Annotated in this window: 17 protein-coding genes; 12 read left to right on the top strand and 5 right to left on the bottom strand. The window is 49.9% G+C overall.

Going from position 1 to position 23881, the window contains the following annotated elements:
• Window positions 1-95: 95 nt before the first annotated feature.
• The 4 genes from BWK47_RS08660 to BWK47_RS08645 form a co-directional block, all read right to left on the bottom strand.
• Complete coding sequence (locus BWK47_RS08660; protein ID WP_162328336.1) at window positions 96-1676, bottom strand: TolC family protein; 1581 nt, start codon at window positions 1674-1676, stop codon at window positions 96-98.
• Between the two features lie 96 nt (window positions 1677-1772).
• A complete protein-coding gene (ggt, locus tag BWK47_RS08655; protein ID WP_162328335.1) occupies window positions 1773-3329 on the bottom strand; it encodes a gamma-glutamyltransferase in 1557 nt (518 codons plus the stop codon).
• Window positions 3330-3354: 25 nt separating this feature from the next.
• Window positions 3355-4536, bottom strand: coding sequence for an FtsW/RodA/SpoVE family cell cycle protein (locus BWK47_RS08650; protein WP_162328334.1), 1182 nt, complete (start codon window positions 4534-4536; stop codon window positions 3355-3357).
• Between the two features lie 4 nt (window positions 4537-4540).
• The gene (locus tag BWK47_RS08645; RefSeq protein WP_162328333.1) at window positions 4541-5098 is read right to left on the bottom strand and encodes a DUF2808 domain-containing protein; all 558 of its coding nucleotides are present in this window, start codon (window positions 5096-5098) and stop codon (window positions 4541-4543) included.
• A 129-nt stretch (window positions 5099-5227) separates the two neighbouring features.
• Between BWK47_RS08645 and BWK47_RS08640 the strand changes: the two genes are divergently transcribed.
• Entirely contained in the window at window positions 5228-7075 is a 1848-nt protein-coding gene (locus BWK47_RS08640) for a carbamoyltransferase family protein (protein WP_162328332.1), read from the top strand.
• An 87-nt stretch (window positions 7076-7162) separates the two neighbouring features.
• Here BWK47_RS08640 and rpoC1 read toward each other — a convergent pair whose 3' ends face one another.
• Window positions 7163-9043, bottom strand: a complete 1881-nt coding sequence (rpoC1, locus tag BWK47_RS08635; RefSeq protein WP_162328331.1) for a DNA-directed RNA polymerase subunit gamma — start codon at window positions 9041-9043, stop codon at window positions 7163-7165.
• A 359-nt stretch (window positions 9044-9402) separates the two neighbouring features.
• On the opposite strand from rpoC1, the gene BWK47_RS08630 reads away from it, so the two are divergent.
• The 11 genes from BWK47_RS08630 to BWK47_RS08585 all read left to right on the top strand — a co-directional run bounded on the left by BWK47_RS08630 (window position 9403) and on the right by BWK47_RS08585 (window position 23876).
• The gene (locus tag BWK47_RS08630; RefSeq protein WP_162328330.1) at window positions 9403-12426 is read left to right on the top strand and encodes a peptidase domain-containing ABC transporter; all 3024 of its coding nucleotides are present in this window, start codon (window positions 9403-9405) and stop codon (window positions 12424-12426) included.
• Between the two features lie 156 nt (window positions 12427-12582).
• Window positions 12583-14334: an HlyD family efflux transporter periplasmic adaptor subunit gene (locus BWK47_RS08625; protein ID WP_010872886.1), complete on the top strand. Its 1752-nt coding sequence runs from the start codon at window positions 12583-12585 to the stop codon at window positions 14332-14334.
• Between the two features lie 97 nt (window positions 14335-14431).
• Complete coding sequence (locus tag BWK47_RS08620) at window positions 14432-14833, top strand: QcrA and Rieske domain-containing protein (RefSeq protein WP_162328329.1); 402 nt, start codon at window positions 14432-14434, stop codon at window positions 14831-14833.
• A 59-nt stretch (window positions 14834-14892) separates the two neighbouring features.
• Window positions 14893-16185, top strand: a complete 1293-nt coding sequence (locus BWK47_RS08615) for a D-alanyl-D-alanine carboxypeptidase/D-alanyl-D-alanine-endopeptidase (protein WP_162328328.1) — start codon at window positions 14893-14895, stop codon at window positions 16183-16185.
• Between the two features lie 84 nt (window positions 16186-16269).
• Window positions 16270-17340 carry a mannose-1-phosphate guanylyltransferase gene (locus BWK47_RS08610; RefSeq protein WP_162328327.1) on the top strand — a complete coding sequence of 357 codons (1071 nt, stop codon included), beginning with the start codon at window positions 16270-16272 and terminating at the stop codon, window positions 17338-17340.
• Window positions 17341-17869: 529 nt separating this feature from the next.
• Window positions 17870-18568 carry a Crp/Fnr family transcriptional regulator gene (locus BWK47_RS08605; protein ID WP_010872882.1) on the top strand — a complete coding sequence of 233 codons (699 nt, stop codon included), beginning with the start codon at window positions 17870-17872 and terminating at the stop codon, window positions 18566-18568.
• 130 nt (window positions 18569-18698) lie between these two features.
• The gene (locus tag BWK47_RS08600; protein ID WP_162328326.1) at window positions 18699-19526 is read left to right on the top strand and encodes a DUF2232 domain-containing protein; all 828 of its coding nucleotides are present in this window, start codon (window positions 18699-18701) and stop codon (window positions 19524-19526) included.
• A gap of 75 nt (window positions 19527-19601) precedes the next feature.
• On the top strand, window positions 19602-20153 hold the full coding sequence (locus tag BWK47_RS08595; protein ID WP_162328325.1) for a hypothetical protein: 552 nt from the start codon (window positions 19602-19604) through the stop codon (window positions 20151-20153).
• A gap of 126 nt (window positions 20154-20279) precedes the next feature.
• Window positions 20280-20420, top strand: a complete 141-nt coding sequence (locus BWK47_RS16875; RefSeq protein WP_020862346.1) for a hypothetical protein — start codon at window positions 20280-20282, stop codon at window positions 20418-20420.
• A gap of 25 nt (window positions 20421-20445) precedes the next feature.
• Entirely contained in the window at window positions 20446-22080 is a 1635-nt protein-coding gene (locus tag BWK47_RS08590) for an MFS transporter (protein ID WP_162328324.1), read from the top strand.
• A 569-nt stretch (window positions 22081-22649) separates the two neighbouring features.
• Window positions 22650-23876 (top strand): bifunctional sterol desaturase/short chain dehydrogenase, encoded by a 1227-nt coding sequence (locus tag BWK47_RS08585; RefSeq protein ID WP_237269987.1) that lies wholly within the window; start codon window positions 22650-22652, stop codon window positions 23874-23876.
• Window positions 23877-23881 lie beyond the last annotated feature (5 nt).

Genomic DNA, 23881 nt, shown 5'->3' with positions numbered 1-23881 from the left:
AGAGACAAGGACACGGGGGAAGAATCGCTAATCTCTCAAGGAAACTTTGATCAGCACCTTTAACCCTCCTATCATCCCATCGTCTCAGACAGCGTTTAAGGCTGAATATCAAACAAATGATTGTTGGGCAAATTACTGATGGAGCGTTGTAGTTGGTTCAATGATTGGTTATAGCCAATAATCGCCTGTAGGAACCTTCCCCGGGCGTTGGCTAAGTCCCGCTGGGCGTTAATAACGTCCGTTTGGGTGCCTACTCCAGCCTGGAACCGTAGTCGAGCTAAACGGAGGGCTTCCTCAAAACGAATGACGTTGGTGCGGGTACTGCCAATATTTTCCTTGTTGGAAATTAGGGTGTAGTAGGATTCCTCCACTTCCAAACGAATTTGGTTTCTTTGCTCAGAAAAAGCAGTTTTAGCAATGTCCATCTGGCGATCAGCCCGGCGAGCTTCGGCAAAGGCCCGGCCCCCGTCAAAAAAGTTCCACCGTACTCGAGCGGCAAAGGCATAACCATCCACTAACCCGGCACTGCTATCAAAATTATTTTGGTAGGTGTAATTGGCCAGAAAATCCACCCTGGGTTTAATGGCTGCCAGGGCAATGTAGCGGTCCTGTTCGCTCACTTCAATTTGCACCAATTGTTGCTCCAGTTCAGCCCGGTTTTTATAGGCTTGAACAATGCTTTCATCCAGGGGTAAGCTCCAATCTCCGGCTTCCACAATTTCATCGGCGGCGGTTAATTCCACCCGTTGCCCCACGCTCAACAATTGGGCCAGGCGGCGGCGGGCATTGCGTTGATCGGCGATGGACCTGGTTAAAGCTTCGTTGGCGGTGGCCAAATCTCCTTCCGCCCGTAACACGTCAAAGCGGGTGCCCAACCCGGCCTGTTCTAACAAACGGGCATCCCGCAAACTCTGGGAAGCATCTTCCACGGAGGCTTGGGCGATCGCCACCTGGGCATCGGCCCCCTGGAGAGCATAGTAACGATCTGTGGCTTCAAAGCGGGTTTGTTCTGCCACCACTTCCACCTGGAGGCGACTGTTTTGCACCAACTGCTCGGCTTTGGCAATTTGGGCGCTCCTTTCCCCCCCGGCATAAATACTATAGGTCAGGTTGATGTTACCCACTGCATTGGTGCTAGTTTCCGAACGCAGTTCTGGGTTGACGGTAGTGGTTTGATTCTGGTTGGCAATGAGGGCATTGGTGGCTTCGGCCGCCGCACTACTATCCCGACTAAAGGTAAAATCCGTGTCCAGGCTAGGGAAAAGGGCCGCCCTTGCCGCCATTAAACCAGCTTCCTGTTGCTCTAGGGATAGCTTGGCCTGCTGGAGTTGTTCATTATTTCTCAGGGCCAGATCAATGGCTTCGTCCAAAGTAATAGCTTGCCGAACTGTGGTGTCCACCTCGTCGGGCTTGGTGGGAAACATGAGGGGGTTACCGGAGGGATTTAAGCGCTCGTTGGGCGCTGTGTCCGGTAATTGGGGAAGAGGAAACCCACTGTCATCAGCATTATTTCCTGTTTCTGCCGATGGTGCATTGTCCGGAGGAGAAACACTTTGGGCCACGGCGATCGCCCCCTGGCCGCCACTGAAGCCGGGCAAAAAGACACCGACGCTGGTGCTGAGTAGCAACAACAGAGTGGAAGAAGAACAAAATTTGAGCGGATGGATTGATTTCATTGGGAATGTGACCAGACAACTCAGCCGTAATCGCAAAAAGGGGAAACGCTGTTCGCTAAATAACTTACCGCATTGCCCTAAGAATTGTAACCAATGTTATTCCAGACTGTAGGCCACGGCCCCCGATCGCCGGGGATCTCCAACCCCTTCCATGGTCCCCGCAGTGGTGGTGGCAACCCCATGAACTCCCCCAAAAAACATATTTTGTTCCGTCCAAAGGGTACCCTGGGTGCCGTCGTCAAATCGCAACTGGGCCAGAATATCAGCTACAGAGGTTGGCTCCAAATCTAATTTATGGGCCTCCCAATGAATACGTTCCCGCCCCACCGCTTCGGCTAAGGGTAATTGGTAATCTAGGTGATGACAGACCACCTGCAAAATGGCACTACGAATGCGATTTGATCCCCCTGACCCCAAAACTAGCCGGGGTTGTTCCTGGTCTAAAAGTATAGTGGGGGCCATCATCGATGATAGGCGTTGCCCCGGTGGCCATTGGTAAAAGCCCTGGGGATTGAGGTCTTCTTCCCCCAACATGTTGTTCAGCATAATGCCCGTGCCGGGAATAAAATGCCCAGACCCCTCCCCATTGGAACTGGTTAAGCTGGCGGCATTGCCCTCTCCGTCTAAAACACTGATGTGGGTGGTGCTACCCAATTTATTGATAAATTTTGATTGTCCTAGTTCCGAGGCCAGGCGATCGCCCCCGAGAAATTTTGCCTCAATGTCCCCACAGTGGAGATTGCCATCCAAATATTGTCGGCGGGCTTGGTTACTCAGGGCCATGATCTGGCTAAAAAGCTGAATTTGAGCCGCACTGCCCAGGGGATATTGGCTCAAATCATATTTTTCTAGCAACTGCAAGGCAAAAGCAATGAGAATGCCCCCGGCACTGGGGGGGGGATTGGTTAACAGTTGCCGTTGGCGATATTGGGTCCGTAGGGGAGGACGAATTTCTACTTCATAGTCGGCCCAGTCTTTGGCGGTCAGGGCACTGGCTCCCCCTAAAGATTCCAGTACCCACTCGGTTAACTCCCCCCGGTAAAACCAATCCGGGCCATGGCGGGCCAATTGTTCCAGCACGTCGGCAAATTGGGGCAGATAGGCCTTTTCCCCTTGGCGGAGAATTTTTCCTTGGGGAGCATAAAATTTCCTGCCTTCCTCTTGTTGGGTCAGAATCGGCTCCAATAGACCATTGGTAAAGTCGTTAAAACGGTTGAGGGTAAATCCCTGGCGGGCATATGCCACCGCTGGTTCAATCAATAGCTTGAATGGTAGGCGCCCCAGTTTCCTGTGGGCCGCAAACAATCCCGCCACCATGCCCGGCACGGCGATCGCCCCTTTGCCAATGTGAAAAGTTTGCCAAGCTCCGCCAAAATTGAGGGCCACGGGGTAGAAGTCCACTGCTTTTTCCCCTGGGTTAACTTGGGGTGTTTGGCAGAAAAAATCGAACAGGTAACTCTTCTGCGCCGCCGTCTGGGCCAGCAGAAAACCCCCTCCCCCCAGGGAAGTTAAACTCGATTCCACCACGCAGGCCGCCAACGCCGAGGCGATCGCTGCATCAAAGGCATTACCCCCTTCTTCGAGCATACATTTGCCCGCTTCTGCCGTTTGGGCATGGCCCGCCGCCACAACCCCAGTGGTTTTACCCGCCATAGAAAGTTTCGATAACAATTGAAAATTAAACCGCCGGAGCAGTTTTTGTTCCTAGGGGAATCACTTCTGCTTCATTGCTTTCCCTGGCCACCCGCACCAAAAGCCCTGCTAAGACTAGACTTGATAAACAGGAACTACCACCATAGCTGAAAAATGGCAGGGGTAAACCGGTGGTGGGCAGAGCGCCACTGGCCACACCAATGTTGAGCAGAGATTGACCCACTAGAAATATCACTACTCCCAAACCAATTAATCGTTTGACCCGATGGCGACAACGCATGGCCACCCGCAGCCCCATGGTGGTAAATAGGCCGAGGAACGCTAAAAAGGTAATGCAGCCCACCAGCCCAAATTCTTCCGCAAAGACAGCAAAAATAAAATCCGTGGTTTGGATGGGCAAATAGAATAATTTTTGCTGGGACATGCCAAATCCCCTTCCCAAAATTCCCCCAGAGGCGATCGCGTATAAACTTTGCACCAACTGGTAACCATCGCCCCTCGGGTCGGCAAAGGGGTCGAGGAAAGAGGTGACCCGAGCCCGTTGATAGTCCCGGATGGAAATACTTGTCACTGCAGTGGTTATCCCCAGCAGAGCAGTGGAAATGAGATAAATCCAGGGAAGACCGGACGCTAGGGCAATTAACCATAACCCCATGCCGCACAGGGCAGTGGTGCTCAAGTTGGGCTGGAGCAAAATACTACCTAGGGTTAGGGCAAAAATGCCCAACCAAATGAGGCGCGATCGCCAGGGGAAACGATGCCAATTGCCGAACAAATTAGCCGCCTGCAGCACTAAACAGGGCTTCATAAATTCCGACGGCTGGATCAAGACCGGTCCCAAACTAATCCAACGACGGGCCCCATTTACTTCCACTCCCAAACCGCTTTTGGTCAAAAAAATCAGCAGTAAAACCACAATCAAAAACCAGGGCACTAGCTTGAGGCAGACCTGGAGGGGCAAACGCACCAGAAAATTAAAAATATTTAGCCCCAGCCAAAGATAGGCAATTTGTTTGAGGATAATGCTCAGGCCTGTGCCGCTGGTATCCAGACTTTCCGCATAGGAAGCGGAAAATAGCACCACCACGCCCATTGCCATCCAGGCGAAGAACAAAGTCCGCATCAAACGGGCTTCCCCCGACCACCGCAGTACCTCAGGGTCATAAAAGGGGAAAATGATTCGGAGCAAATTGGCGGCGGTGATCATGGAGCTAGCGATTTTCGTAAAATTGTAACCGTCCCACGCCCAAATCTAGACCAACAGAGGCTGGCCCGGAGGGAAAGGCTTGTACTCGAAACTGATAGACCCCTGCCACTTCTGGGTTTTGCTCCGCTAGCAGGGCAATGGTGACGGTGTTACCAGGAGCAATGGGGGGATTGAACTGCACCACAATGGTTTGGGAATCGCCGCTGGTGGAAACCGCAGAACTGGCCAAGTCGTTACCCCGTTGGGAAGGCAGGCCAAAAAATACTTCTGTTTGACTTAAATCCAGACTAATAGGAGAGGGATTGGGTTGTTGGTGCAGCACTACCTTGCCTAGGGGCTCAATTTCTCCCGCAGGCAGACTAACACTAAAAAAATATCTGCTGTTGGGGATATTAATGCCGTTAAAGTCCGCATCCACATCGGCCAAACTGGGGGGAGTGCCGGTAAAAAAGGTGGCATTGGCGGGAAAAGGGTCTGTTTGGGCTTGGACGGCGATCACCTGGGGAAAAACTAAACTAACCCCCACCAGGGTGCCCAATAGCAAGTTAAAATTCTTCGACATAGCTGATAAATCCTGGCTTCTATGAAAGATAAACGGATTGGCGATCAGTCTAGTTCCCAACCCAAGTTATTATACGGGGCGACCCATTGACAGCGACACCAACATTCCCTTTGGTCAGGATAGTTTAACGTGACTCATATTCTTGGCATTTCTGCTTACTACCACGACAGTGCGGCGGCCCTGGTCAAAGATGGCGTTATTGTGGCGGCAGTGCAGGAAGAAAGATTTACCCGCAAAAAACACGACGCTTCTTTTCCCACCCAAGGCATTAATTATTGTCTTGGGGAAGCAGGTATTAGTTTAAAAGAAGTGGATTATATTGTTTTCTACGAAAAGCCCTTGGTGACCTTTGAACGGTTACTGGAAACCTATCTGGCTTTTGCCCCCAGGGGATTGCGGTCTTTCATTGCCGCCATGTCCGCTTGGTTGCAGGAAAAACTTTATCTCAAAACTGTCTTAAAAAAAGCCCTAGCAGAATTGGGCGACTGTAAGACCAAAGATTTGCCTCCTTTGTTATTTAACGAACATCACCAATCCCACGCCGCTTCAGCTTTTTTCCCCAGTCCTTTTGATGAGGCGGCAGTGCTCTGTATGGATGGGGTGGGGGAATGGGCCACCACTTCCCTTTGGTCTGGCCACGGTAATCAGTTAACGCCCCATTGGGAAATTCATTTTCCCCATTCCTTGGGTCTGCTCTACTCCGCTTTTACCTACTACACCGGCTTTAAAGTCAATTCCGGTGAGTATAAACTGATGGGTTTGGCCCCCTACGGAGAGCCAAAATATGTGGAATTAATTTTGGATAACCTATTGGATTTGAAGGCCGATGGCACGTTTCGCCTCAATATGGATTATTTTAACTATGCCACCGGTCTCACCATGACCAACAAAAAGTTTGCCGACCTTTTTGGTGCGCCCCGGCGATCGCCGGAAAGTCCGTTAACCCAAAGGGAAATGGACATTGCCGCTTCCATTCAAGTGGTAACGGAAGAAGTCGTGCTCCGCTTGGGCAATACGGTGTACGAAGAATTGGGGCTGGAAAATCTTTGTTTGGCCGGGGGGGTAGCCCTCAACTGTGTGGCCAATGGTCGCTTACTACGGGAAGGCAAATTTAAAAATATTTGGATTCAACCGGCCGCTGGAGATGCGGGAGGGGCGATCGGGTCAGCTTTGTCAGTGTGGCACCAGTATCTGCAACATGAGAGAACGGTGCAAAAGCCCGATGCCATGGCCGGTTCCTACTTAGGCCCTAGGTTTACCAACGAAGATATTGAAGCCTATCTCAAGGATCCCGCTGTGCAAGCGGTTTACGACTATTACTCCGATGAAGATTTATTTGGCAAAGTGGCCCATATCCTCGCCGGAGGCAATGTGGTGGGTTGGTTCCAAGGAAGGATGGAATTTGGACCCCGGGCCCTGGGTGGACGGTCGATCCTGGGGGATCCCCGCAACACCACCATGCAATCGGTGATGAATTTGAAAATCAAATACCGGGAGTCCTTTCGCCCCTTTGCCCCGTCCGTGTTGGCCGAAAAAGTGGGTGATTATTTTGAGCTAGACCAACCCAGCCCCTATATGCTCATTGTGGCCGATGTACGGGAAGAATTGCGTTTGCCATTGACTCCTGAACAAGAGCAATTATTTGGCATTGAAAAATTAAACATTCCCCGGTCCCAACTACCTGCCATCACCCATGTGGACAGTTCTGCTCGAATTCAAACCGTTCATCCGGAAACCAATCCCCGCTACTATCAACTACTGCGTCAATTTGAAGCCCTGACAGACTGTGGAGTACTGGTCAATACTTCCTTCAACGTGCGCGGGGAACCCATTGTCTGCACCCCAGAAGATGCCTACCGTTGCTTTATGCGGACGGAAATGGATTACTTGGTATTGGAAAATTTTGTTTTAGCTAAAACGGCCCAACCTCAGAGAGCCCAAGATCAAAAATGGCAGGAAGAATTTGAGCTAGATTAAACATTCTCATCCTGTTTATTCCAAAAAAACAGCCGCAACTGCAAAAAGTTAAACGGCTGGATAAACTACTAACGGCTTTAGCTAGGCTTAGAACACCAACGCTTCGGCGATCGTTTTGTTGTAAATGATCCGCCCCGGAGTCGTCTGAATGTACTGAGTAATAATCTCCCCATCAACTCCTTCACGGACTTTCCGTTCCCGGTAGTATTTCATCACCGTGCCATCCCCCAAATCCTCGGTTTTGATGACCTCTGTGTCTGGTTTTTCTGTCACCACATCTTCATCCAGATGGCGAATCCAAATTTGGGAGTGGAGATCCACTTGGCCGTGGTCATAGGCCCGCAAGGCATCTTCGATCCCGGCAAAGTAACGTCCTGCTCCCTTTTGGGCATTGGGATTTTCTGCGGTGAGGTAATAACAGCCCAATACCATGTCCTGGGAGGGAGCCACAATGGGTTTACCAGTAGCGGGGGAAAGAACGTTATGGCAAGCCAGCATCAACAGCCGGGCTTCACATTGGGCCTCTAGGGAAAGGGGGACGTGTACAGCCATTTGGTCCCCGTCGAAGTCAGCGTTAAAAGCAGGACACACCAGGGGATGGAGTTGGATGGCTCGCCCTTCCACCAAAATTGGCTCAAAGGCTTGGATACCCAAACGGTGCAGAGTGGGTGCCCGGTTGAGCATAACGGGGTGTCCAGTGATCACTTCCTCCAATACGCTCCAAATTTGCGGATCGCCCTTGAGAATCAATTTCTTGGCCGCTTTGATGTTGTTAACAATGCCTAGTTTGATCAGACGGTGAATCACAAAGGGCTGGAATAGCTCGATCGCCATTTCCCGGGGCAGACCGCATTGGTAAATTTTGAGGTTGGGCCCCACCACAATAACGGAACGACCGGAGTAGTCCACCCGTTTACCCAAGAGGTTTTGACGGAAACGACCCTGCTTACCTTCAATGATGTCCGAGAGGGATTTCAACGCCCGGTTATTGGCACCCACGACGGTGCGACCCCGGCGACCATTATCGATCAGGGCATCCACTGCTTCCTGGAGCATCCGCTTTTCGTTACGGACAATGATTTCCGGGGCGAGGATTTCCTGCAGACGGGCCAGACGGTTATTACGGTTGATTACCCGACGATAGAGATCATTCAGGTCAGAGGTGGCAAAGCGCCCCCCATCCAACTGCACCATGGGACGTAAATCTGGCGGAATAACAGGGATCACATCCAAGGTCATCCATTCCGCTTGGGAGTGGGTAGCGATGAAATTATCAATTACCCGCAGACGTTTAATCAGCTTGGCCCGCTTTTGTCCTTTACTAGCCAGAATTTCTTCCCGGAGCTTTTCCGCCACTTCTTCCAGTTGCAATTCTGCTAAGAGCCTTTGCACCGCTTCCGCACCAATGCCCACTTCGATACCTTCTAGCTCAGAATCTTCAGCATAAATTTGGTCTTCAATTTCTACCCACTGGTCTTCAGTCAGGAGTTGCTTATATTGCAGATTGCTGGCATTGCCGGGGTTGAGCACCACGTAGGCGTTGAAGTAAACGATCTGCTCCACATCCCGCAGGGCCATGTCCAAAAGAATGCTGAGATAGCTAGGGATGCCTTTGAGATACCAAACGTGGGTGACGGGGGCGGCTAATTTGATGTAGCCCATGCGGTGACGACGAACCCTAGATTCCGTTACTTCCACGCCACAGCGCTCACAAACAATGCCCCGGTGCCGTACCCGTTTATATTTGCCACACCAGCATTCCCAATCCTTGGAAGGACCAAAGATTTTTTCACAGAACAGACCGTCCATTTCCGGCTTTAACGTCCGGTAGTTAATGGTTTCGGGTTTGGTCACTTCCCCCACTACGGTGCCGTTCGGTAGGGTGCGTTCTCCCCACTGGCGGATCCTTTCGGGGGAGGCGATCGCAATTTTGACGTAATCAAACCGAGGTTCTGATTGGGCTTTCATGCTGGGCAAGGAACAAAAAATTTCAGACCCTTCATTGTACGATATTTATCGGCCCCTGGATGGGAAACCGGGTCAATCAATGGGTCTAATTTCTTATACTTGGAATAGTTTTTCGGTGGGACAACAGGTGTTTTGCCAAACTTGTTTGGAGGAGAATCTGGAACTAGGTCTGGTGAAAAAAGTCCGATCTGTTGTAATGTCTGGGGGGAAGTGGAGACCCTTAGGGGTACTGCCTGGCTTTTCGGTAGTCTAAAACCTTGGTTGAAAGGTGAAGATGTTTCAACATATCCAAAGCCGTCGCTAGTTGTCGCGCAGCTATTTGCCAAATCAATTTTCCCGTCTTTAAATTATCTGTTGCTATGAGTCTGACCATTGCCGATTATCAATCCTTCTTGCGGGAAATTGAACCCTTTGCTCAACTTCCTGCCCCGGCGATCGCCGAGATAGCGGCAAAACTGAGGCCGCTAAGGTTTCGCATGGGACAGATAATTCTTGCCCGGGGAAAGTTGGCCAATAATGTTTATTTCTTAGTCAGTGGGCAAGCAAGACTACTCGGTTACGACCCCGGCACTGGTTACCCCGCCACCATGGCTTTGCTCCAGAATGGGGCAGTGATTGGGGATAACAACGCCATCAGAAATGTCCCCTGTGAAACGGCGATCGCCTCTACGGAAACTATTTGCGCCAGCCTCACTAGGGACGAGTTTTTAGCTTTGGTAGATAAGTATCCTGAACTAGCCAGGGTTTATCGCCACCAATGCGGTCGGGTGGAACTATTCGATTTATTAGGGGAGCAGCTACAACGCACCGCCCAAGGCAATGTGGATTTGCGCCAGCTAACCCTGGAAATGTTGCCCCAGAGTCAGGTTTACGAGTTGCAACCCGGTAGCCACAGTTTGCCCAGTGATTTGCCCGATCCCGAAAGACTTTGGTTGGTGAGTAGTGGTGAATTGGAGCAATGTCCCCGGGGTAGCGCTTTGCCTGATCCAGACTCTGCCTTGGTGCTCAAGGCCCAAACCCTTGTCCGTTTGATTGGGCTACCTCCTTTACCCCGGTTTTTCCCGGGAAGTTCTGGATCGAAAACCAATGGCCATGGAGAAGTGCCCTTGGCCACAGTGACCCGCCTCGCTCCAGAAGATTCCCCCTGGGATGACATTCCCTATGCTGACCCCAACCAATTGGGAGAGCCGCTACCAGAGCCCACCGTGGTCAAATCTGGGCGCAAAAGTTATCCCGTTGTGCGGGGGCAAAATCCCACCGATGCCGGGGTAGCCTGCTTCCAGATGATTAGTCAATATTTCGGTATGCCTTTCCGTCGGGACATCATCCAAAGGATTGTCACCGAAGAAATTAAGCGCAGTGAAGCCCTTTCTTTGCCCATTTGCGGCGCCATTGTGGAGTTGATGGGTTTGACCAGTCAGTTGGTCCGCATCCCCAAGGGAGTTTTTGGGCAAATGCAGGTCCCTTTTCTCATCCGCTGGCAAGATAGCCTTGCCCTGGTCTACGAAGCTGGCGATCGGGAAGTAAAAATTGCCGTACCGGAATTGGGTCTAGTCAAACGCGACACCAGTGAGTTTCTTGAAACCTGGGGAGAAGAGGGGCAAGGGGAAGTACTGATGATGTACCCTTCCAAAGATACGCCCCAGCAACGGTTCGGCTTGAGTTGGTTTTGGCCAGCGTTGGTGAAGTACCGCTACATTCTCCTGCTGGTCTTTGTGGCATCCTTCTTTGTCCAACTATTTGGTCTGGCCAATCCCTTGATGATCCAAATCATCATCGACAAGGTGATTGTGCAAAACAGCAAAGATACCCTGCAGGTGCTGGGTATTGCGTTAGTGTCGATCGCCATTTTTGAGGCCCTCTTAAGCACCCTACGAACCTACTTATTTGTAGATACCACCAATCGCATCGACATGAGTTTGGGGTCGGAGATCATCGACCACCTACTGCGGTTACCCCTGCGCTATTTTGAGAACCGCCCAGTGGGGGAAATTTCCACCAGGGTTAACGAACTGGAAAATATTCGGCAATTTTTAACAGGTACGGCCCTGACGGTGGTGTTGGACTCCGTTTTTTCTGTGGTCTACATCGTCGTGATGATTATCTACAGCCCTCTGCTGACGGCGGTGGCCCTGGGAATTGTGCCCATTTTTGTTATTTTGACTCTGGTATTTTCCCCCCTTATTCGTAGGCAGTTACGGCTCAAAGCGGAAAGAAACGCCCAAACCCAGTCCTATCTAGTGGAGGTAATGTCAGGGATTCAGACCGTTAAAGCCCAAAACATCGAGTTGCGCTCCCGCTGGCAATGGCAGGACAAATATTCCCGTTATGTGGGGGCCGGTTTCAACACTGTCATTACCTCTACCCTAGCTAGCTCCTCCAGTCATTTTCTCAACCAGTTATCCGGTTTACTCGTACTTTGGGTGGGGGCATCCCTGGTGTTGGATGGGGATTTAACCCTGGGTCAGTTAATCGCTTTTCGGATCATTGCCGGCTACGTTACCTCCCCTATTCTGCGTTTGACCCAACTCTGGCAGAACTTCCAGGAAACCGCCCTGTCCCTGGAACGGTTGGCGGACATTGTTGATACGCCCCAGGAATCGGAGCGCGATCGCCAAAACATTCCCATGCCCGAAATTGCCGGCGAAGTGAAGTTTGAAAACGTCAGTTTCCGGTTTAAAAAACAGGGGCCATTACAGTTGAACAACATTAACCTGTCCTTCCCCCCGGGCACCTTTGTGGCTTTGGTTGGACAGAGTGGTGCTGGTAAAAGTACCCTGACCAAACTGCTTTCCCGACTGTATGAACCCGAAGGGGGGCGGATTTTGGTCGATGGCCTTGATATTGGCAAAGTGGAACTCTATTCCCTCCGTCGTCAGGTGGGGGTAGTCCCCCAGGAAACCCTCCTGTTTGAAGGTACGGTGCAGGAAAACATTGCCCTGACCAATCCGGATGCCACCACGGAACAAATTATCTCGGCGGCTAAAGTTGCCTCTGCCCACGAATTCATTATGACCTTGCCCAACGGTTACAACACCAGGGTAGGGGAACGGGGAGCTACTCTCTCCGGGGGACAACGGCAACGAATTGCGATCGCCAGATCGGTGTTACAGCGGCCACGCATTTTGGTGTTGGACGAGGCCACCAGCGCCCTGGATTACATCACCGAACAACAGGTGTGCATTAACCTGGGAGATGCCTTCAAGGCTCACACCGTCTTCTTCATCACCCACCGCCTTAGCTCTGTCCGGAGCGCCGACGTAATCGTTATGATGGACCAAGGTTCCGTTGTTGAGCAGGGTAGCCATGACGAATTAATGGCCCTCAAGGGACGTTACTATTACCTTTACCAACAACAGGGCGCCGGCGGTGACGATGTTTAGTGCCCTCACCTAAAACTGTGTGAATTTTTATCAACTAGCCAGACAGTGTGCCCCCATGGGTTTTAAAACTTTGTCTATACCATTACCATTAGCCTAAATAATTTCCTCGCCCAATCAACTCTTTGTCCATCATCTTTGGCGATCGCCCCCAGAATTATGAATAGCCCCACCCAGGAACATGCTCCCCAAAGGAACGGCCACAGCTCCAAAACCATGGATGCGGGCACCTTGGCCGACGTAAAAGAACAGGAAAAGGCTGCCAAAACTCCCGTTGCTCTCTCATCCAACTCATCCCTATTCCAACCGGAACAAGCCATTGTCATGCGTCAGTCCCCCATGTGGGCCCGGGGTATTGCCATTGCGATTATGGGGGTGACTGTGGTGGCCGTGACCTGGGCTTCCATCGCTACCATTGAACAGGTGGTCCCCGCCACCGGACAACTGAAACCCCTCGACACAGTTAAGGACATCAATGCTCCCCTCAATGGGGTGGTTAAGGAAGTTTTAGTCGAAAACAACCGCAAGGTCAAAAAAGGTGAAGTGCTGGTAATCATGGATTCCAGCAGTACCCGGGCAGAATTGACCGCAGCCCAAAATATTCGCTCCAAGGTTCTCCAGGAAAATGCTTTCTACCGCACCCTACTGCAAAATGGTTTGGAGGGCAGTACCCTACAGAGGGCGATCAGCCAGCTCAACTTACCCTGGGAAGTAGTGGCTTTGGCCAATAACCGGGCTGAATTGATTAATGAAAATAAACTTTATCGTCAGCAATTGGGGTTAAGAAACGCCAGTGGTGAAGGCCAACTTAGTGCCGAACAACTTTCCCGACTGGAAATGGCCCGCTTTGAATTAGGCAGTCGTGTGACCGCTGCTGAATTGGAGATTCGCCAAATTGAAAAACAATTACAGCAGGCCAGCCTACAATTGAGGGCGGAAAGGAGTCAGCTCCAGGAAGATCAGAAAATCTTGGCTGGGCTATTGGGGCGCAACGAAGCGGCCCTCGTGGAGGCAGAGAAAAGCTTAGCGATTGAAGCAGGCATCGTTAATAGTATGACCCCCTTGCTAGAGGAGGGAGCCCTGGCACGGTTACAGGTAGAAAAACAGCAACAATCCCTCAATGACAGGACTCAGCAGTTAATCGAGCAAAAAGTTAACACGGTGGTGGAGGTAGACCGCCAAAAACAACAAATTGAGTCCCGCCAAGCGGAAATCCAGCGGTTAGAAACGGAGCAATCACGCCTTCAGTCTTTAATTTCGCAAGCCCAAGCCCGCCTGGCCAACACCAGCGCCGTAACTGATAAGGACATCTACGATCGCCTTGCAGACAACAATAAGCGGCTGGCAGAAATTGATAGTCAGATCACCAAAATCATCGTTGATAACGACAAACGGCTGACCGAATTAAACGGACAGATTGAACGGGCAAAGGTAAACCTTGGTTATCAAGAAATCACTTCCCCGGTGGATGGGGTTGTATTTGACCTCAAGGCCACCCCTGGTTACGTTACCCCCCCCAACCAAACTGAACCTCTGCTCAAAATTATTCCCGCCGATAGCTTAGTAGCCGAGGTGGATGTGACAAATAAAGATATCGGTTTCGTGCGCACTGGTATGCCCGTTGACGTACGGATTGATTCCTTCCCCTACAGTGAGTTTGGTGGAGTCGATGGGGAAGTGGAATACGTCGGCTCCGATGCCCTGCCCCCCGATCAAACCTATCAATTTTATCGATTCCCCGTCAGGATCAAGCTAGATAGCCAGGAATTAGTTAGTCATGGGCGGGAGATTCCCCTCCAATCGGGCATGTCCGTCACAGCTAACATCCGTGTCCGTGAAAAACGCACCGTGATGAGTATCTTCACCGAGTTGTTCACCAAGAAAATTGAGAGCTTAGAAACTGTCCGTTAGTGTTCTTGCTTTTATTGCCTCAAAATCAGATTGCTTCCAACTGCCACCGCATCGAAACTTTGGCTAAACTGGGGGCAGTTCTTTTTATCTACCCACCATGGTCAAACGACGCAAGCTAATTTCTTACACTGCTTTCAGTACGGCGATCGCCGTCATCACCGGTTGTTTTGGTGGTAATAGTAGTAACGGCCAAGGACAAACGGTAAATGTTGGTACCATGGCGGACCTCAAGGCCAAGGGAGAGTTGAAGGGGAACACTCCCAAGGGGCCGGTGACGGTAGTACCCAATGGTAATAGTGGCCAGATTAGTGCGGTTAATCCCACCTGTACCCACAACGGCTGTCAGGTGAATTGGAAAAAGACCAATAGTAAGTTTGTCTGTCCCTGCCACGGAGCGGAATTTGCGGCCACCGGCAAGGTGCTGAAGGGACCCGCCACCAGGGATTTACCTACCTATGCTACCCAGGTGAGCGGCAACAACATTCTGGTCAAAGCCTAGGGGCCACCCAAGGTTTTTCAAAGCCGCTTGGATAATTGGTGGGAGGAAAAAGCTAAGTTATGGTGAGAATCTTTGGGGCAACGGTGTTAGCTCTGCTCAGTTGGGGGGGCGCGGGGGAACCCTTAGTTGGCCAGGAAGTCGCCTGGCAAGAAGCAGAGGTTTTTGCCGTACCCACCCAAGCGGATCCGGCCATCGACAAAATTGTGGATAATTACCTCGATCGCCTAGAATCTCTGGGTTATGACCGCCAGCGTCAGGGTATCTGGTTGCAGTCGGAATGGGCCTATTTGGGCTATAACCACGGAGAAAATGCTTTTCCAGCAGCTTCTTTGACCAAAATTGCCACCAGTGTGGCGGCGTTGGATAAATGGGAGCCCAATCATCGTTTTATCACCCGTTTTTATACGGATGGCCCCATTACTGCCGGGGTTTTACAGGGTAATTTGTTCATCGCTGGGGACCATGATCCCCTCTTTGTCTGGGAAGAGGCGATCGCCGTGGGCAATGCCCTGAACCAAGCAGGCATTCGGGAAGTAACCGGAGATTTGGTGGTGGTGGGCAATTTGGCCATGAACTTTGAGGCCGACCCTGTTGTAGCGGGGGCTTTATTTCAACAAGCCGTGGATGAAAGCCAATGGTCGGCTACCGTAAACCGAGCCTTCGGGGATTTACCTCCCAATACTCCCCGGCCCCAAGTAAAAATTGCTGGCGCTGTCCAGACCCAGACTGTTTTACCCCCCAACTTAGAACCGTTACTAGAGCATCAATCCCTTCCCCTAGCGGCCTTGCTCAAACAGATGAACATCTACAGCAATAACGATATGGCCGAGATGTTGGCCCAGGCCATAGGCGGAGCGGCGATCGTGGCCCAAACCGCCTCGCGCTTGGGGGCAATTCCAGCGGCGGAAATTCAACTAAAAAATGGCTCCGGCCTAGGGGTAGACAATCGGCTTTCCCCCAGGGCCGTGACCAAAATGTATCAAGTTTTAGCGGCGCAACTGCAACCCCACGGCCTAGGCATTGACGATATTTTTCCCGTCATGGGGCGCGATCGCCGGGGAACATTGGAATGGCGCAGTATGCCCCAGGGATTAACGGTAAAAACTGGCACATTAAATACGGTCAGTGCCCTAGCGGGTACTATTCCTACCCAGGAGCGGGGCACTGTTTGGTTTGCCATTATCAACAATGGCCCCAATTTTGATCGTCTGCGAGTCGAGCAGGACCGACTGTTACAACAAATCGCCGAACATTGGCAGGTGTTACCGGAAAATTTAAATGCTGGCCCCATGGATAAGGTTTTATTAGGCGATCCGGCCCGTAATCTAACTCCCTCACCGTCTGAATCTTGATTATTAAGAATTATTCAGACCCCTGGGATTCCTGTCGTTGTATCCTAGGCGGTGGAAATCCCTGGCCAGCCAATTTTGCCCCCTATGAATACATCATCCCCCGTTTTCATTCCCGTAATTCTTGCCGGTGGTAAAGGAGAAAGATTTTGGCCCCTAAGCCGTAGGCAACGGCCCAAACAATTTTTGTCTCTGGATGGTTCCGGGGTTAGTCTATTGCAGGCCACGGCCCAACGCCTACTATCCTTGGCTGGGGACTGGGAAAATTTGTGGGTGATTACGGCGGCCCCCATTGCAGAAGGTGTTTTCGAGCAATTGCCTTCATTGCCCAGGGAAAATTGCCTAGTGGAGCCAGAGGGAAAAGATACGGCCCCTGCGGTGGCCTGGGCTAGCCTAGAAATCGCCCAACAGTATGGAGACGATGCCATTATTGGTTTTTTTCCCGCTGACCACTGGATTAAAGACCAATGCGCCTACGAGCAAACTTTGAAAGCGGCGATCGCCTATGCCCAGGAACAGGACGCCATTGTCACCCTTGGGATTAAACCCAATGGCCCCGCTACTGGTTATGGCTACATTGAGCAGGACATATTGGAACGGGAAATAGATGGTTTACCGGTGTATCAAGTGACCCGTTTTACCGAAAAGCCCGACCGAGCCACGGCCCAAACCTTTGTGGACAGCGGTAAGTTTAGTTGGAATAGTGGCATGTTCATTTTCCGAGCCGGGGTGGTACTACGGGAATTAGACCGCCACGCCCCCGAATTATTAGCTACTTTAAGGGCTAAGGGAGCAGCCGGTTACCCAGCTTTAGAAAAGAAAAGCATTGACTATGTATTGATGGAAAAAACCCAATTAGCCTATGTTTTGCCCGCGAATTTTGGTTGGGATGACTTAGGAGATTGGAATGCCTTGGAGCGACTATTTCCCGACGCAGAAAGTAACGTGGATCTGGCTAAACATGTCAACTTGCATAGCCGGGGCTGTATTGTTTACGCTAGTGATGAGAACCAGATAATTGCCACCATTGGCTTGAAAGACGTGGTAATTGTGCGGGAAGGCAATGTCACCCTGGTAGTGCCCAAAGACCATACCCAGGACATCAAGGATTTGCTTAAACAACTACAATCTCAACCGGAGTACAAAAATTTGCTGTAGAATAAGCGGCCATAAAAAAATTGATTTTATAAAAAATCTGGGTACCGCTAATAAATCAAAAGTTATTGATATCGGCAGCACACAATTTTTTAGTTTCTTCTGTAGAAAATCCTAAAGAATTAGACTGTGATAAATGTCTTTCAATAAATTACTGTCAACTACCCGTTAGAATATCTATCTTCCCTTCTCTAACAAGCGATCATTCTGCTCGATGTGATTCTAATTTGGGGGGATTTAGTTGAGGAAAAAAATTCCCAAGCTTGGAACCCACAGGCTATTGCCAGTAGCATTGTTTGTGCCATTTTGATTTGGTTTGCCCACTCGGTTCATGGTAACAAGTCTTAATCCAATCCAGAAATGCTCCCTAGCAAGTGAAAAAACTCACTTTCTCTGGAGTGGGGCACAACCAATTTAAGGTTTACTTATAGGGAATTCAAACCCAGGTAAACAAGATGTTTCAACCATTGTTTGCCAGAATTAAAAGACCGAGCCATCCTAGGGAGGCTATCAATGTTTAGGGAGGAGGGTTATGGGCACTAGTCCCCAAAATTCAGAGTTTACTGAGCGTTTAAGCCAAGAAATACCTTTTTTTGAGGGATTAAGGCTGGAAGTATTGCAAGAGGCCATTGCCCATGTTTCCGTTCGCAGTCATCCCGCCAACCAAGTTATTCTCCTCGAACATGACTGGGGCGGCTCAGTTTATTTCGTCATGGATGGCTGGGTCAAAATTCGCACCCATAATGTGGATGGTCGGGAAGTAACCCTCAACATTGTCGGCCGGGGAGAGATTGTCGGGGAAATGGCGGCGATCGAAGAGGCTCCCCGCTCCACCGACGTCATCACCCTTACCCCGGCGGAAGTGTGCAGTGTACCAGCTCCGGAATTTTACAATTTTCTCCAAACAGAGCCCATGGCGGGCATTCGTTTAGCCCAGATCATTGCTCGCCGTCTGCGGCAACTTAACCGTCGTTTGCGGCTGAGGGAAGCAGAAAGTTTAACCCGGGTGGCGGATACCCTGCTATTTTTGGCGGAAGGTCGGGGGCGAGATACGGACAAAGGGGTAATTATTCCCAATTTGCCCCACCGAGAATTGAGTAGTATTAGTGGGTTAGCCAGGGAAACTGTCACCCGTTGCCTAACTAAACTGGAAAAACGGGGCTTAATCCATCGAGAGCCAGATTTTATCAGTGTGGCCAATCTCAGGGATTTAGAAGATCTAATTTCCTGAACATAGAAAATATTGCCCTGGCACCATTGCCGATCGCCGAAACATAGTATGTCACACTAGGTGGGTTGGGCTTGTTGCCATAGGATCCCGTGTTAGGTGGGTTCAAAGTTATAACTGAAAAACTTTTTCCATGACTTTTTCTGCTGACCGATCGCCGAATACCGGAATTAAAGCTGAGATTACCAATTCTGTTAATGATCCCAAGGAGACTACGGCGGATATGGTCGATGTGAATAGTATGGATGAAGACAATTGGGTGGATGCGGGGGATGGAGAAACAGAGGAAAGCAAAGCACTACAGGAATTACCCTTGAGCCGTCAACAGCCGGTGTTGAAATCTCCCCAGACCCTGGCCATGGTGGAAAGCGCCTTTCTCGCTAGCATGGTCAGCATTATTTGGCTGATTAATTATTATTTTCCCATTGGCCCCCTATTAAGGATCCTGTTTCCCATTCCCCTGGCTCTGGTTTATCTGCGTTGGCGATCGCCGGCCGCCATTAAGGGCATGATTGCTGCCGGGTTGCTACTTTCTGTGTTGATGGGCCCCACCCGGAGTGTGGTCTTTGTCATTCCCTATGGGCTCATGAGTTTGCAGTTGGGATTCTGCTGGGTGAGAAATGCATCCTGGGGCTTTTCCATTTTTACCGGTGCACTAATCGGTACCTTTGGCTTTTTCTTTCGCTTTTGGCTATTTTCCTTTCTGTTGGGGGAAAACCTTTGGCAATATGTCATGGGACAGATCACCAATTTGCTTGACTGGCTATTTTTACAATTCAATATTTTGGCTCAGCCAGACGTGCTATTAGTACAATTCTTGGCAGTAGGTATGGTTTTCCTCAACAGTCTGATTTATATGCTGGCAGTGCATTTAACAGCGCTCTTGATTTTGGATCGTTTGGGTAATCCCATTCCCCGGCCTCCCCAATGGCTAAAAGTGATTTTAGATTACGATTATTAGATTTGGTAAATTAATGGGAAACGGCAAATTATCCCCGTGATAGGATAAATGCCAACGTTTTTGTGATCCACCACTATGGGCCTGCTATTGCTGAAACTAATGGGCCATGCCCTCGGTAGTATCGTTATGTACTGGGGTTTACTGCTTCTGCTGATTGCTCCCTGGGTATTGGCATTGCCATTAGTTGTAATCACCAATGGAGTGTGGAATCAAATCACAGGAAAGAATGAAGAATGGCAATGGTTTGGCAATTGGACAAGTGCCATTGTCGATGTGATTAATTCACTTAAATTTCAATGGATCGGCTGGATTCCAGGAATTATAATCCAAGTTTGGTACGCTGGTTACGCCGCAAATTTAGTACATAACTTAGCTTTAGACAAAACAGACATCCATGCCATCCTCCTGCAATTAATGGGGAGCGCAGGGGTGGTTTTTGCTGCATTGGTTTTCTACTGGCTTTATTGTCTAGTGGTGGAGGTCAGTCTAGGCAAATGGATTTACATTTTAGTGGGGGTAATTTCCTTGACGGCATATTTTGTCTTTCTACAATTCCCCCAGGTTGCTGAGACTTTGGGTCAAAGATGGCAACAAATATTTGATTCCCTACTTTGGGCCATGGTGTGAGTGATGCCATCAAAACCTGACTAAAAAGTGTCCGTGGGAACAGGTTAAGCTCCAGACAAGACAGTAAACTAAGACCATGGAAGTCCGCCTAACCTTTGCAATGTAGTCTTTTGGAGAGTCGGTTTTATGTCAGACCTGAACCGTGGCATCATGAAATTCGACGGGGCAGATAAGCCCTTCCTCGTCGCTGTTTCGGCAATGTTAATCCTGGGGGGCATTGGTGCCCTGATTATCTGGGCCCTACGGGTAGCCTACGCTGTGGGCTAGGAACTTACCGCCATCATCAAGCTTAATGAGCCAATCCCTTTCCGCCGAAAAACTTCACTTCACCACTAAATTGGCCTATGGAGCAGGGGACTTTGGCCCGGCTATAACTGCCAACATTTTGGTGTTTTATCTGCTGTTTTTCCTCACCGATGTGGCGGGAATACCGGCGGCCCTGGCGGGTAGTGTGTTGATGATTGGCAAAATTTTTGATGCTATCAATGACCCAATCATTGGCTTGTTAAGTGATCGCACCCGCAGTCGGTGGGGTCGGCGTTTGCCTTGGATGTTGGGAGGAATGATTCCCTTCGCTCTTTTTTACGCTGCCCAGTGGTTAATTCCCCATTTCAGCGACGATCGCCTGACTAATCAATGGGGATTGTTTATTTACTATGTGGCGATCGCCATGGCCTTTAATCTGTGTTACACCACGGTTAATTTGCCCTACACGGCCCTAACGCCGGAGCTGACCCAGAACTATAACGAGCGCACTAGGCTAAATAGTTTTCGTTTTGCTTTTTCCATTGGCGGCAGTATTCTTTCCCTCATTCTCTACATCCTCATCGCCGCCGGTTTGCCCGATCGCCCCCAGCAGCAGTTTGGTGAATTGGGAGTAATGATTTCCGTGCTCTCCATCTCGGCTCTACTGTGGAGTGCATTGAGGCTACAAGAAAAGGGTAAAGAACCAATCCTTTCCCCCAGTCTACGCCGACGTTTAGCGCCTCTGTTAATGGCCGCCGGCATTACCTTGATCTTATTGGCGATCGCCAGAAGTTTTAACTTGTTGGGGGGCAGCGGTTTTGATTACATCAGCTTTTTCCTCATTCTGCTGGGGTTAATTTGGGGTGGATTTGGTTTTACACTGCGGGACAGCGCCGTAGAAGAACATCTACAAAAGCTTGAAAATTCCCCCAGTCCCGGAGCTACGGAAAATTTGCCTCTGCTGAAACAACTCAAAATTGCCTTCAGTAACCGGGCTTTTCTATTTGTCATTGGTATTTACCTCTGTTCCTGGTTGGCCGTCCAATTGACCGCATCAATTCTGGTTTATTTCGTGGTTAGTTGGATGGGCTTAAATGAGCAACAATCCGGCACCATTGCCCTAGCCGTCCAGGGCACCGCCCTCGTGATGCTATTTGTTTGGCAAGCTTTGGCTCAGTTTTTAGATAAAAAAGTGATCTATTTTCTCGGCTCCATGGTGTGGATGGGGGCAGAAGCTGGGCTTTGGTTAGTGCAACCAGGACAGGTTGCTTTACTTTACACCCTAGCTATTTTTGCTGGAGTGGGAGTGTCCGTAGCCTATTTAATTCCCTGGTCTATGATTCCCGATGTGGTGGATCTAGACGAATTAAACACCGGCAAACGCAGAGAAGGAGTTTTCTACGCCTTTATGGTGCTACTGCAAAAAGTCGGTTTAGCCCTGGGCTTATTTTTAGTGGGGCTAACTCTGGAAGCGTCCGGCTTCATTGCCCGCATCCCCGGAGAACCAATTCCTGTCCAACCGGACAGTGCTCTCTGGGCCATTCGTTTTGCCGTTGCTCCCCTGCCAGCTTTCTTTTTACTGGGCGGATTGATACTAGCTATTTTCTATCCCATCACCAGGGCAGTTCATACCGACATTCGTCAACAATTACAAGCTCGGCAGCAAAATAACCATATTTGATCTTTCCGCCATTGAGCATTGACTAGTATAGGTCAGGATCAGCGCTGCGGATAAAGCATATCAAGTAAAAATTGAAGGCCCCGTTGCATAAATCACCTGGGCTGAAGAAAGGATTTGGTGACGGCGTAATTAGTTAAGACTAGTGTGGATGCCCTCACGGGTAATCAGGTCAATGTCTCGATCAAAAGTGTTTTTAAGCTCTGTCTTCATTTGGTCTAAAGTTCAGAAGTGCTATTTCGCCCCGACTTTGGTCTTTTTTGGGCATTCACTACATAGATGACACTACCAAATCATGCAAGGATTAAAAATTAATATCCAAACTACTGACAATCTTCTCAAGAAAGCAGAGCCAGGAAAATTGGCCACCGTAGAAATAGACGAAAGTAGCGGTACTTTAAAGTATGAGCTTCACATATAAAATAGATGTAGTTCATGTCAAACCCAACAAAAGTACTGCACATGTTGTTTTTTTGAAAAATATCTGAGCAAATGGATCTGCCCGGACCGTAAACCGTTACCATCGATAGAACAAAACTTAACATACCAGTAAAAATTTTTAACGTATGGCAATGGCTTGGTTAATGGGGTTGGGTTTGGCCCTGGCTTCGGTGCTGTGGGTGGAACTGGTGCGGGACTGCTACCATGCCTTAGCCCATGTGTGGTCGCCCCTCTATCGTCTCCATGGTTGGCACCATCGAGTGTTTCGGTCTGATTTGTCGGTGGTGAGTACGGAAATTTATCAAAAGGCCCACTGGTACAATGATGTGCCGGAAGCGTTGGTGATGTTGACTCTGGGCATTTGGCCTCCGTTATTGACCTGGATGTGGCAGAGTTTTGACCATTGGCCTTTAATCGTAGCTGCCAGCGCTGGGCAAATTTACACTTTGGGATTTTTAGTGTCGGCGATCGCCAGGGGAGTGGGGTTGCCCAATGCAGACGAAATTACGGATTTAACCCATCGCCCCGGGCCATTTTTAACACCACCGGCCCCGTGGATGGTGAACCGGACTTATCATTGGCGGCATCATTTTGACGATCCCAATGCTTACTTCTGTGGAACTTTAACTTTGGTGGATAAAATGTTGGGTACCGCTTTGTCCCTAAAAGGTAAAAAAATTGCAGTGACGGGGGCTTCCGGCGGTTTTGGCCAGGCCCTTTTGCAGGAACTCCATCAACAGGGTGCTAAGGCGATCGCCATTACGTCCTGTGGTCAGGAAGTAACTGTTATCGGAGCAGAGAAAACTATTCCCATCAGAACCGAACAATGGTGCATTGGCCAGGAAGATCAACTTAAGGATTTACTGGCAGAAATTGACATTTTGGTTATCAACCATGGGGTGAACGTCCACCAACGGCGCGATGGCCAGGCAATTCAGGAAGCCTATGAAGTCAACACTTTTTCCGCCCTACGGCTGATGGAATTATTCCTAGCCACGGTGAAAACTAACCGCCACATCGCCACTAAGGAAATTTGGGTCAATACCTCTGAAGCGGAGGTGAACCCGGCCTTTAGCCCTTTGTATGAACTGAGCAAACGGACGTTGGGGGATGTAGTTACCCTGAAGCGACTGGATTCTCCCTGTGTGATCCGTAAGCTGATTTTGGGGCCGTTCAAAAGCAAACTTAATCCGGTGGGGATTATGAGTGCAGCCTGGGTGGCTCGGCAAGTGGTGAAGGGGGTAAAACGGGATAGCCGCAATATCATCGTCACCATCAACCCGATCACATTTGTTGCTTTTCCTGTCAAGGAATTTTTTGTCTCCCTTTACTTCCGTTGCTTCAGCAAAAAGTCCTAGTCGGT

It is taken from the genome of Synechocystis sp. CACIAM 05, from assembly GCF_010222815.1.
Taxonomy (GTDB): domain Bacteria; phylum Cyanobacteriota; class Cyanobacteriia; order Cyanobacteriales; family Microcystaceae; genus Synechocystis.
This window is presented reverse-complemented; position numbering and strand designations above follow the sequence as displayed.

Excerpts from the sequence above, each read along its gene's own strand:
- BWK47_RS08660 (WP_162328336.1), bottom strand. The coding sequence starts at position 1,676 with ATGAAATCAATCCATCCGCTCAAATTTTGTTCTTCTTCCACTCTGTTG.
- ggt (WP_162328335.1), bottom strand. The coding sequence starts at position 3,329 with ATGGCGGGTAAAACCACTGGGGTTGTGGCGGCGGGCCATGCCCAAACG.
- BWK47_RS08650 (WP_162328334.1), bottom strand. The coding sequence starts at position 4,536 with ATGATCACCGCCGCCAATTTGCTCCGAATCATTTTCCCCTTTTATGAC.
- BWK47_RS08645 (WP_162328333.1), bottom strand. The coding sequence starts at position 5,098 with ATGTCGAAGAATTTTAACTTGCTATTGGGCACCCTGGTGGGGGTTAGT.
- rpoC1 (WP_162328331.1), bottom strand. The coding sequence starts at position 9,043 with ATGAAAGCCCAATCAGAACCTCGGTTTGATTACGTCAAAATTGCGATC.
- BWK47_RS08630 (WP_162328330.1), top strand. The coding sequence starts at position 9,403 with ATGAGTCTGACCATTGCCGATTATCAATCCTTCTTGCGGGAAATTGAA.
- BWK47_RS08625 (WP_010872886.1), top strand. The coding sequence starts at position 12,583 with ATGAATAGCCCCACCCAGGAACATGCTCCCCAAAGGAACGGCCACAGC.
- BWK47_RS08620 (WP_162328329.1), top strand. The coding sequence starts at position 14,432 with ATGGTCAAACGACGCAAGCTAATTTCTTACACTGCTTTCAGTACGGCG.
- BWK47_RS08615 (WP_162328328.1), top strand. The coding sequence starts at position 14,893 with ATGGTGAGAATCTTTGGGGCAACGGTGTTAGCTCTGCTCAGTTGGGGG.
- BWK47_RS08610 (WP_162328327.1), top strand. The coding sequence starts at position 16,270 with ATGAATACATCATCCCCCGTTTTCATTCCCGTAATTCTTGCCGGTGGT.
- BWK47_RS08605 (WP_010872882.1), top strand. The coding sequence starts at position 17,870 with ATGGGCACTAGTCCCCAAAATTCAGAGTTTACTGAGCGTTTAAGCCAA.
- BWK47_RS08600 (WP_162328326.1), top strand. The coding sequence starts at position 18,699 with ATGACTTTTTCTGCTGACCGATCGCCGAATACCGGAATTAAAGCTGAG.
- BWK47_RS08595 (WP_162328325.1), top strand. The coding sequence starts at position 19,602 with ATGGGCCTGCTATTGCTGAAACTAATGGGCCATGCCCTCGGTAGTATC.
- BWK47_RS16875 (WP_020862346.1), top strand. The coding sequence starts at position 20,280 with ATGTCAGACCTGAACCGTGGCATCATGAAATTCGACGGGGCAGATAAG.
- BWK47_RS08590 (WP_162328324.1), top strand. The coding sequence starts at position 20,446 with ATGAGCCAATCCCTTTCCGCCGAAAAACTTCACTTCACCACTAAATTG.
- BWK47_RS08585 (WP_237269987.1), top strand. The coding sequence starts at position 22,650 with ATGGCTTGGTTAATGGGGTTGGGTTTGGCCCTGGCTTCGGTGCTGTGG.